11 protein-coding genes and 1 other RNA gene are annotated in these 9,458 nt (G+C 69.0%); 7 read left to right on the forward strand and 5 right to left on the reverse strand.

The features are described 5' to 3' along the window. Window position 1: 1 nt before the first annotated feature. From ribH to DX912_RS05210, 4 genes are all read left to right on the forward strand, one after another. Window positions 2-469: a 6,7-dimethyl-8-ribityllumazine synthase gene (ribH, locus tag DX912_RS05195; protein ID WP_115841403.1), complete on the forward strand. Its 468-nt coding sequence runs from the start codon at window positions 2-4 to the stop codon at window positions 467-469. Beyond that, complete coding sequence (nusB, locus tag DX912_RS05200; protein ID WP_115841404.1) at window positions 466-927, forward strand: transcription antitermination factor NusB; 462 nt, start codon at window positions 466-468, stop codon at window positions 925-927. Before ribH ends, nusB begins: the two co-directional genes overlap by 4 nt. Window positions 928-997: 70 nt before the next feature. Next, on the forward strand, window positions 998-1,966 hold the full coding sequence (gene thiL / locus DX912_RS05205) for a thiamine-phosphate kinase (RefSeq protein WP_115841405.1): 969 nt from the start codon (window positions 998-1,000) through the stop codon (window positions 1,964-1,966). Window positions 1,967-2,040: 74 nt separating this feature from the next. Beyond that, complete coding sequence (locus tag DX912_RS05210) at window positions 2,041-2,226, forward strand: hypothetical protein (RefSeq protein ID WP_115841406.1); 186 nt, start codon at window positions 2,041-2,043, stop codon at window positions 2,224-2,226. 9 nt (window positions 2,227-2,235) lie between these two features. Here DX912_RS05210 and DX912_RS05215 read toward each other — a convergent pair whose 3' ends face one another. From DX912_RS05215 to DX912_RS05235, 5 genes are all read right to left on the reverse strand, one after another. Then, the gene (locus DX912_RS05215; protein WP_115841407.1) at window positions 2,236-3,618 is read right to left on the reverse strand and encodes an FAD-binding oxidoreductase; all 1,383 of its coding nucleotides are present in this window, start codon (window positions 3,616-3,618) and stop codon (window positions 2,236-2,238) included. Next, on the reverse strand, window positions 3,615-4,148 hold the full coding sequence (locus DX912_RS05220; protein ID WP_115841408.1) for a metal-dependent hydrolase: 534 nt from the start codon (window positions 4,146-4,148) through the stop codon (window positions 3,615-3,617). The genes DX912_RS05215 and DX912_RS05220 overlap by 4 nt, the downstream gene beginning before the upstream one ends. Before the next feature lies 1 nt (window position 4,149). Then, a complete protein-coding gene (locus tag DX912_RS05225; protein WP_181902711.1) occupies window positions 4,150-5,112 on the reverse strand; it encodes a DUF4349 domain-containing protein in 963 nt (320 codons plus the stop codon). A gap of 95 nt (window positions 5,113-5,207) precedes the next feature. After that, window positions 5,208-5,588, reverse strand: coding sequence for a YraN family protein (locus DX912_RS05230; RefSeq protein ID WP_115841410.1), 381 nt, complete (start codon window positions 5,586-5,588; stop codon window positions 5,208-5,210). Then, window positions 5,572-6,966, reverse strand: coding sequence for a penicillin-binding protein activator (locus tag DX912_RS05235; RefSeq protein ID WP_115841411.1), 1,395 nt, complete (start codon window positions 6,964-6,966; stop codon window positions 5,572-5,574). The genes DX912_RS05230 and DX912_RS05235 overlap by 17 nt, the downstream gene beginning before the upstream one ends. A gap of 68 nt (window positions 6,967-7,034) precedes the next feature. On the opposite strand from DX912_RS05235, the gene rsmI reads away from it, so the two are divergent. The 3 genes from rsmI to mraZ all read left to right on the forward strand — a co-directional run bounded on the left by rsmI (window position 7,035) and on the right by mraZ (window position 9,458). Then, the gene (rsmI, locus tag DX912_RS05240) at window positions 7,035-7,892 is read left to right on the forward strand and encodes a 16S rRNA (cytidine(1402)-2'-O)-methyltransferase (protein WP_115841412.1); all 858 of its coding nucleotides are present in this window, start codon (window positions 7,035-7,037) and stop codon (window positions 7,890-7,892) included. 232 nt (window positions 7,893-8,124) lie between these two features. Further along, an RNA gene (gene rnpB, locus DX912_RS05245) (RNase P RNA component class A) lies at window positions 8,125-8,478 on the forward strand. A gap of 533 nt (window positions 8,479-9,011) precedes the next feature. After that, a complete protein-coding gene (gene mraZ / locus DX912_RS05250; RefSeq protein WP_115841413.1) occupies window positions 9,012-9,458 on the forward strand; it encodes a division/cell wall cluster transcriptional repressor MraZ in 447 nt (148 codons plus the stop codon).

A 9,458-nucleotide genomic window follows, 5' to 3' on the forward strand; every position in this document is an offset into this window, starting at 1 on the left:
CATGACCCACTACGAAGGCGACCTGCGCAGCCCCCCGGGCGCGCGTTTCGCGATCATCGCCAGCCGCTGGAACCCGCGCATCACCGATACGCTGGTCGCTGGCGCGCGCAAGACCTTCGCCGAAAATGGCGTGGACGAGTCGGCGGTCGATGTCATCCGCGTGCCCGGCGCGTGGGAAATCCCGGTCGTCGCCACGCGGCTGGCCAAGGCGGGGCAGCATGCTGCGGTGGTCGCGCTAGGCTGCGTCGTGCGTGGCGACACGCGTCATTACGAGCAGGTCGCCGACGGGTGTTCCGACGGCCTGATGCGCGTGCAGCTGGATTACGGCCTGCCGGTCGCCAACGGCGTGCTGGCGGTGGAGCGCCACGAGGATGCCGAGGCCCGCGCCGGCGGCACGCACGGCAACAAGGGCGAGGAAGCGGCGCTGGCCGCACTTGAAATGAGTCACCTGCTGGGGCAACTGCCATGAACCGTCGTCGTCCGGATGGAATCGATCCCGTTGCCCGTTCGCGTGCGCGTCGCCGCGCGCTGCAGGCCGTCTATGCGTGGCAGATGTCCGGTTCGAGCGCGCGCGACGTGATCGGGCAGTTCGCGCACGAACAGGCCAAGGAACAGGCGGACCTGGAGTATTTCGAAGACCTCGTGCGCGGGGTCGAAGCGAACGTCGAGTCGTTGGACGACGCGCTCAAGCCGTTCCTGGATCGCGACATCGAGCAGGTCGACGCGATCGAACGCGCCGCGCTTCGCATCGCCGCGTACGAACTGCGCATGCGTCCGGACGTGCCGTATCGCGTGGTCATCAACGAGGCCATCGAAAGCGTGAAGCGCTTTGGCGCCGAGCACGGCCACACCTACGTCAACGGCGTGCTCGACCACGCCGCCGCCGACTGGCGCGCGGTCGAAGTGAAGGCGCCACGGCCGCGATGACGCCGCACGGCCGCGACGCTGGCAACGCATCGCGGCCGCAACGTTCCACCGCGTTGCATCGGAGCATGTCGTGACACAGCCGCCTTCCGATGCCCACGAATTCGACCTGATCGAACGCATCCGTCGCCGCGTGCATTCGCGCGACGATGTCGTGCTCGGCATCGGCGACGACGCTGCGCTGCTGAAAGTCCCCGCAGGGCAGCTACTCGTCGTCGCCATGGACACGCTCAATGCCGGCGTGCATTTCCCCGACGACACCGCAGCCGCCGACGTCGGTTGGAAATCGCTCGCGGTGAACCTGTCCGACCTCGCCGCAATGGGCGCCGAACCGGCGTGGTGCACGTTGTCGCTTTCGCTGCCCGATGGCGACACGCGCTGGGTGGACGGCTTCCTCGACGGCTTCCTCGAACTTGCCCACGCGCACGGCGTCGCGCTGGTGGGCGGCGACACCACGCGCGGCCCGCTGTCGATCAGCGTGACGGTGCACGGATTCGTCGCGCCGGGACGCGCGCTTCGTCGCGATGCGGCGCGTGTCGACGACGACGTCTGGGTCAGCGGCACGCCCGGCGATGCGGCCGGTGCGCTCGTGCAATGGCGCGAGCGCACGGTGCGCGACGCCTTCCTGCGTTCACGCCTGGACCGCCCGACGCCGCGCCTGACGCTTGGCGCCGCGTTGGCGGATGTCGCGAACGCCTGCATCGACGTATCGGACGGCCTGCTCGCCGATCTCGCGCACGTATGTCGCGCAAGCAAGGTCGGCGCGCGCATCGAACTCGATCGGCTGCCGGCATCGGACGCGCTTCGCGTGGCGTTCGACGAAGCCCATCGCCAAACGCTGCAGGCGACCGGTGGCGACGATTACGAACTGTGTTTCACCGCGTCGCCCGATCTGCGGGACGAGATCGAACGCATCGCGCTGGGGACCGGCACGCCGGTCACGCGGATCGGACGCATCGAGGCGGGCGAGGGCGCGCGCGCCTTCGACGCGCGCGGGCGGCTGTGGCAACCCGGGCGCGCCGGCTACCAGCACTTCGCCTGACTGCGGCGTAAGATCGGCCCACCGGCCGCCGGACGCCTCATCGCCGGTCCCGCCTTTCGCCAAGGAGGTCCCGCGTGGAAACGAGGTTCCTGATCGGCATGCTGTTCTTCATCGTGCCGACGGTGCTGCTGGCCATCGGCTTCTGGGTGCAGCGCAGGCGCGGGAAGACCGGCAGCAACTGGGGCGCGGTGCTGCTCGTCATCCTGTGCTGGGTGGTCGGCATGATGCTCGTGATGCGCAAGCTCGACCAGTTCCTCTGACGCGCGCGCTCAGTCGGGCAGCAGCTTGCCCGGATTGAGGATGCCGTCCGGATCGAACGCCGCCTTCACCGCGCGCATCATCGCGAGCGTCGGCGCGTCGATCGCCTGCGGCATGAATTCGCGCTTGGCCAGGCCGATGCCGTGCTCGCCCGACAGCGTGCCACCAAGCGACAGCGTCAACGCGAACACGCGCGCCATCGCCGCATGCGCGCGTGCGCTCTGCGCGTCGTCGTCGGGGTGATACAGCAGGTTGACGTGCAGGTTGCCGTTGCCTGCATGGCCGAAGCAGACGATGGGCAGGTCGAACTCGCGCGAGAGCGCATGCACGCCGTCGACGAGTTGCGGAATGCGCGAGACCGGCACCACGACGTCTTCGTTGATCTTGCCGGGCGCGAGCGTGCGCAGCGACGGCGAAAGCGCCTTGCGCGCGGCCCAGAGCTTTTCGCGCGTGGCTTCGTCGGCGGCGTCGTCCAGCGAGACCAGGCCCTCGCCGTCGGCGGCGCGCATCAATGCCTCGATGTCGTGCGGCAGCGTCTGCGCGTCGCCATCGGCTTCGATCATCAGCAGCGCGCCGGCGTCGCGTGGGAGATCGGCGCCACCGACATCGCGCGCCAGCCGCACCGCATCGGCATCCATGAATTCCAGCATCGACGGCGTCACGGGCTGCGCCATGAGTCGCGCGACGGCCTGCGCGGCGGATGACACATCGCGATAGATCGCCCGCAGTGCGCGTCGCGATTGTGGCGAGGGCGTGAGGCGCAGGCTGGCCTCGACGATCAGCGCCAGCGTGCCTTCGCTGCCGACGAGCAGTCGTTGGAGGTCGTAACCGGTCGCGCCCTTCGTCGTCGCGGTGCCGCAATGGATGAGGTCGCCCGTTCCGGTGACGGCGGTCAGCGCGAGCACGTTGTCGCGCGTGGCGCCGTACTTCACCGCGCGCGGACCGCCGGCGTTGCAGGCGAGATTGCCCCCGACACTGCTGTAGCCGGCGCTGGTCGGATCCGGTGGCCAGAACAGGCCGTGCGGTTTCAACGCGGCCTGCAGGTCGCCGTTGAGCACGCCCGGTTCCACGACCGCGCAGCGGTCGCCGGGCCGGATGTCGAGGATGCGGTTCATGCGTTCGAACGAGACCACCACGCCGCCCGCGACGGGCACTGCGGCGCCGGTCGTGTTGGTGCCACGACCGCGCGCGATCACCGGCACGCGCGCCGCGCGGCAAGCCCGCACCAGGCCGACGACCTGCTCGCGCGTGGTCGGCAGCGCCACCGCATCGGGCAGCGCCTGTCGGCGCGAATTGTCGAAGGCGTAGGTGAGGCGTTCGCTCTCGTCGGTGCGCCAGCCATCGCCGAGCAGGGAACGCAGTTCCGAATCGAGCGTGGTCGGCAACGGCGTCATGGACGCGAGGATAACGCCCGACGCAGCGCGAGGCCCGCCCCAGCGAGCGCCGCGCAAGGCAGCCACACCCAGCGCGCTTCCGAGGCCATCACGGCCACACCGCGGGCGCTGAAGAAGCCGCTTCCGATGGGCGACACGGCGATGGGCTGCCACGGCGCAAACACGCGCCCGCCCGACCAGGGCCACCACAGCGCAACGCCGAGACCGCCGTTGGTGAGCGAATCGAGCAGCGGATGCGAGGCCGCGCATGCGAACAGCCACAACGCGGCGATCCAGGGCCGCGTCTGCAGCGGGCGGTGCAACAAGGCGCCCAGCGCGGCCACCACGCCCGCGAACAACAGCGAATGGCTCGCACCGCGATGGCCGAAGTCGTCCGCATAGGCGATGCCAAGCTTGAAGGCGACGACATCGGCATCGGGCAGCATCGCGGCGAGCATGCCCGCCGCGATCAGCCTTGGCGGCAGCCTTCGCGTGCCGCAGGCGATCCCCACCGCCAGCGGCACCACGGCATGCGTGAAGATCGTCGGCACGTCAGCGCCCGCGCCGGCGCCACGCGCGGATGCCGAACACCGCGAGTGCTGCGGCCAGCCACAACGGCCACAGGTAGGTGATGCCGACGATCAGATCGAGCCCTAGTCGTCCGCCGTCGCTTAACGCCTCCCACACGCGCGCGAAAAAGCCAGGTCCTTCGCGGCGCATCGCGACGTCCAGATCGGGCCGCTCGGTTCGACGAAGCTGCGGCGGCTGGTGCACCGCCAGCCCGATCCGCGCGAACGCGATCCGGTCTTCAAGTTCCGCGCGGGCAACGGTCGCTTCATCGCGCTGCGCCTGCGCATCCGCGCGCGCGTCGAGGGCGTCCGCCTTCTCGCCGGTCTTGCCAGGCGCGCTGGCGACCTGCGCCAACGCCGCCTGCGCATCCTGGTGCCTCGCGAAGGCGAGTTGCTGGCGCAGCAGATCGAACTGCGCATCGGTCGCCTCGAAGCTGCGCGAATCGAGGAACTCGATCTCCCCGGCGAGGGCGCGGAGGAATTCCTGCGTGCGCTCGCTGGGCACGCGAACCGTCAGCACGCCTTGCGTCGTGTACATCGACAATTCGACGCGCATGCCGTCGCGACGGGTATGCGTGCGCGTTTGGTCCACTTCGGTGCGGATGTCGTTGCGCTCGACGAAGCCACCGTGCTTCGCGGCGAGATCCTCGATCGAGAGCGCCGAGCGGTATACGTCGCGCACGCCGAAGGCGACGCTGGCCGTCCGGATGAAGCGCCGCCCGTCCGTGGCCTGCGTGTTCGTCGCCGACTGGAGTTGCGCCTGCATGCCCGGCGGCGAGAGCGCCTTCACCGGAGCGGGAGGCGCTGCGGCGCGGGCCGGCCTCTCCGAGAGGTTCGCGTGGACGAGCTCCGCCGAAGCCTCCGCTGCCTCTTCCTTGCGGGAACACCCCGCCAGCACCAACGTCCATGCACAGACCAGTAAGGCCGTACGGATCACCGTTCGCATCATCGTCCCCTGATTGCGTCGTGGAATTGCGCGACCCGATGCCGCGCCTCATGACGAACGCGCGTGCGCGCGGAGCGGGGTTGGCGGATCTTGGCCTAGACGTCGTCCGCGCGGAAGGCGTCCTTCACCCAGGTCAGGCGGGGCGATGCGGGGTCGCCGTCGGCCTCGACGACATCGAAGCGACAGGGGACGTTTGCGTGCTTCGGGTGATGCGCGAGGAAGGCGCTCGCGGCCTGCACGAGCTTGCGGCGTTTATGCACATCGACCGAGGCCGCGCCGCCGCCGAAGCGGGCATCGCGCCGATAGCGCACTTCGACGAACACCAGCGTGCTGCCGTCGAGCATGACCACGTCGAGTTCGCCGAAGCGGTAGTTCGCGTTGGCCGCGACGTCGCGGAGTCCGGCGCGGCTCAGGTGCGCGCGCGCGGCGGCCTCGACCGCCGCGCCGCGGGAACGGCGATCAGCGGTTGGACGCATCCGCCAGGGCGGTCGGCAGTCCCGAACTGAAGGTCGACCACGACGGCGTGCGCTGCACGTTGCCGAAGCCGTCCAGGCGCAGAGTGCCGGTCGCGCCGTCGATGTGGCCGTCGGCGGTGGTCGCAAGCCGCTGCAGGTAGGCGGTGATCTGCCAGGCGTCGAAACCGAATGCGAACAGGCGCGCGGCGGGACCCTTGGCGTTGTTGAACTGCGAACCGGCAATCGCTGCCGGCGGCAGGCCCGGAACGCCGCGCGTGGTCCAGGTTTCGGTCGGGAACGCGATGCCGTCGAGCACGCGGTCTTCGTCCGCCTTGCCCGTACCGGACAGCAGTTGCGAGGTCGCCACGCGCGGCTTGCCGGCCAGGCCCGCGAGCGCGAGCTTGGGCATCAGCAGGCGCGCGCTGCTGCCCTTCACCGCGAGGAACACGGCGTCCACGCCGCCTTCCTTCTGCGCGAAGGGAATGAAATCGGACGTGCCTTCGCCCGCGACGTCGGTCACCGTCGCACCGCGCGCCACCAGCCGTTCGCGCAGGCTTGCGACAGCGCGCTGCTGCGTGTCGTCGACGCCCGCCACCACGAGCACGCGCTTGGCGCCCAGCGCCAGCAGGCGTTCGGCGGCCGCGTTGCCTTCGTCTTCCGGCGACAGCGAGAAGCTCGCATTGCCCGCCGGCGGTTCGCCGTCGCCGCGATTGAGCGCGAGGACCGGCACCTGCAGCGCGCCCTTGGCGAACAACGCGTTGACCTCGTCTCGGCCAAGCGGGCCGACGACGAAATCGTTGCCTTCCAGCGCGGCGCGGTCGTACGCGGCGAGCGCGCCACCGGGCGTGCCGGCGGTGTCGTAGAAGCTCACGTCGGGGCGGCGGCGCGGTTCGCCGTAGTAGCCGGCGAGGAAACCATCGCGCACCGGCGCGGCCGCGACGGCGAGGTTGCCCGACATCGGCAGCAGCACGGCGAGCTTCACCGGCGGGCGATAGCCATCGTGCTCGGCGGCCGGTCGGCCAGCCGCATCGAAGTTCCAGCCGGTGCGGTCGAACGCGCGCGGCAGCGGCAGGCCGCGACGCAGCAGCGCCTGGGCGGCGTGGTTGTACAGCGGATCGCCCGCGGCCAGCGACGCGGCTTCGCGCGAGAGCGTGGCGTTGTCGAGCGCGGACAGCAGGCGTTCGATCTCGCGATCGTTCGCGCTGCGCGCCGCGCCGGTGAGGGCGGCGCCGTTGCGCGCGAGCTCGCCGGCCTGCGCAATCGTTGGATTGCGGCTCTGCTGGGAGTTCGTGGTGCCGGTCGTGGCTACGGTCGCGCAACCGCCGAGCAGCATGGCGCCCAGCGCCGCCGCACACATCCACGTCATCGTCCAGCGGTTGGAAGCTCGGATCATCTGCATGCAATGCCGCGACGCGGCGTTCCTGAGGGACCGGTTAGGATTCTACCCGGCCCCACCGCAGACGCACGATGCACACGTCCCAGCCCGCCACCGGCGGCAAGAAATCTCCCGGCACGCTTCACGTGGTCGCCACGCCTATCGGCAACCTGGGCGATCTTTCCGCCCGCGCGCTGGAAACGCTGAAGACGGTCGACGCGATCTGCGCCGAGGACACGCGCCACACGCGCCAGCTGCTCTCGCACTTCGGCCTGGAGCGCCCGCTGATCGCGCTGCACGAACACAACGAGGACGCGCAGGCGGCGCAGCTGGTCGCGCGCCTGCAATTGGGAGAAAGCTTCGCGCTGGTGTCCGACGCCGGCACACCGCTGGTGAGCGATCCGGGCTTCCGCCTCGTTCGTGCCGCGCGCGCGGCGGGATTGCGTGTGTCCCCCGTGCCGGGCGCCTGTGCGGCGATTGCGGCGTTGAGCATCGCCGGCATGCCGAGCGACCGTTTCGTGTTCGAAGGATTCCTGCCGGCGAAGGCGTCGGCGCGTCGGGAGCGGCTCTCCCGCCTGACGGGCGAAGTGCGCACGCTGATCTTCTACGAGTCCGCGCACCGCATCGAGGAATCGCTGGACGACCTCGTCGCCGCTTTCGGCGAAGCACGCCGCGGCACCATCGCGCGCGAACTGACGAAGCTGTTCGAAACCGTCCTCGACGGAACCCTGGCCGACTTGCGCCAGCGCGTCGGTGCCGATGCCAACCAGCGCAAGGGCGAGTTCGTCCTGATCGTCGAAGGTGCCGGCGAAGACGCCGATGCCGCCGTCGCCGAAGGCAAGCGCCTGTACGCCAAGCTCACCGAATACCTCAAGCCCTCGCAGGCGGCCAAGCTCGCCGCCGAGCTGAGCGGCGCGCCGCGGAAGGCGTTGTACGGCGCGGAGGAGTGAGGCGGGAATAGGTACTCCCAACGGTGATGGGGCGGACGCATGGATTCCCGCCTTCGCGGGAATGACAGCAAACGAGTGTGACCCCTCGTGCAGCCATCGGAGCGTTAGCCCCCTTTAGTAAAGGGGGCGCGCCGGCAGGCGCGGGGAATTGGAGGTCGTGAGCCGGGGCACGAAGTTTTGCTTCAGCAAAACTTTGGGGGCAATTCGCTGCGAAGCAGTAGAATGCCGGCGCGGAGTCGGCCAGGCAGTCGCGTCATCCGGAAGGATGCCGAGGAAAGTCCGGGCTCCACAGGGCACGGTGCCAGGTAACGCCTGGGCGGCGAGAGCCGACGGAAAGTGCAACAGAGAGCAGACCGCCGAACGGCGTCGCAAGACGTGCGTGGTAAGGGTGAAACGGTGCGGTAAGAGCGCACCGCGAGTCCGGCAACGGACCGGCACGGCAAACCCCACCGGGAGCAAAACCAAATAGGGAGACTATGCCGCGGCCCGCGGTGTCTCCGGGTAGGTTGCTTGAGCGTCGCGGTGACGCGGCGCCTAGAGGAATGACTGTCCACGACAGAACCCGGCTTATCGGCCGACTTCGCGCTTTTTCTCTCCGCTTCGCGGCTTCGAAAAAGCCCCAAAGTTTCGCCGCGGCGTTGCCGCGGCAAAACTTCGGGCCCCGGCTCGGTGCCTCCAAATCCCCGCGCCTGCCGGCGCGCCCCCTTTACTAAAGGGGGCTGGTTACTAGAGGGGACTGGCTTCTCCGCTTTGGAAGCGAGGGGGCTTTGGGGTCTTAGGTCTGGGACATCGATCGGCGGATCTCGATCGTCGGCGCAAATGGACGGCCGGTGCTGCGGCGCAGCATCGGCCTTTCGCTTTTGCGGACTTGGGTCGCGCAGGTGGGCGGCATACGTGGCCAGTCTCAAAATTTGAGACGAAACAATGGGTAGTGGATAAGTCTTGAACAAACCTGTGAAGTTCTTCGCAAGTCATTGACCGGACAGGTGAATTTGCCTCCCGAAACTTGTTGACAACCCTGTGGGGCGTGCCTAAGGTGGGCATCTGAGGGAAAACCGGGTTTTTTGTGGTTTTCCAGGATCAAGCCGCCCGCCTAGAGGCGGCCCCAACAGGTGAGCAATGTTCCAGGGCGAGACCGCCATCACGATCGACGACAAGGGCCGGTTGGCGGTACCCACCGTCTACCGCGATGCCGTCGCGCGCGAGTGCGAAAACCGCCTGGTCATCACCTACAACCCCTTCGAGTCCGGCTCGCTGTACCTCTACCCGCATGCCGCGTGGGAGCGGCTGCGCGACCAGGTCAATGCGCTGCCCAAGGCCAAGGCGGTCAACCGCAGCATGCAGCTCAAGCTCGTTGGCGCCGCGGCGTTCGTCGAGCTCGACGGCAACGGACGCATCAGCATCCCGGCCAGCCACCGCAGCGCGGTAGGCATCGAGAAGAAGGCCGTGCTGCTGGGCATGGGCGACAAGTTCGAACTGTGGAGCGAGCAGGCGCACCACGCGCAGATCCGTCAGACGATTTCTGACGCCGATCTGAGCGAGGAGCTGCTCGACCTTCAGCTGTGA

The organism is Lysobacter soli (assembly GCF_003382285.1).
GTDB lineage: Bacteria > Pseudomonadota > Gammaproteobacteria > Xanthomonadales > Xanthomonadaceae > Lysobacter_J > Lysobacter_J soli.

Excerpts from the sequence above, each read along its gene's own strand:
- ribH (WP_115841403.1), top strand. The coding sequence starts at position 2 with ATGACCCACTACGAAGGCGACCTGCGCAGCCCCCCGGGCGCGCGTTTC.
- nusB (WP_115841404.1), top strand. The coding sequence starts at position 466 with ATGAACCGTCGTCGTCCGGATGGAATCGATCCCGTTGCCCGTTCGCGT.
- DX912_RS05215 (WP_115841407.1), bottom strand. The coding sequence starts at position 3,618 with ATGACGCCGTTGCCGACCACGCTCGATTCGGAACTGCGTTCCCTGCTC.
- DX912_RS05225 (WP_181902711.1), bottom strand. The coding sequence starts at position 5,112 with ATGCGAACGGTGATCCGTACGGCCTTACTGGTCTGTGCATGGACGTTG.
- DX912_RS05230 (WP_115841410.1), bottom strand. The coding sequence starts at position 5,588 with ATGCGTCCAACCGCTGATCGCCGTTCCCGCGGCGCGGCGGTCGAGGCC.
- DX912_RS05235 (WP_115841411.1), bottom strand. The coding sequence starts at position 6,966 with ATGCAGATGATCCGAGCTTCCAACCGCTGGACGATGACGTGGATGTGT.
- rsmI (WP_115841412.1), top strand. The coding sequence starts at position 7,035 with ATGCACACGTCCCAGCCCGCCACCGGCGGCAAGAAATCTCCCGGCACG.
- mraZ (WP_115841413.1), top strand. The coding sequence starts at position 9,012 with ATGTTCCAGGGCGAGACCGCCATCACGATCGACGACAAGGGCCGGTTG.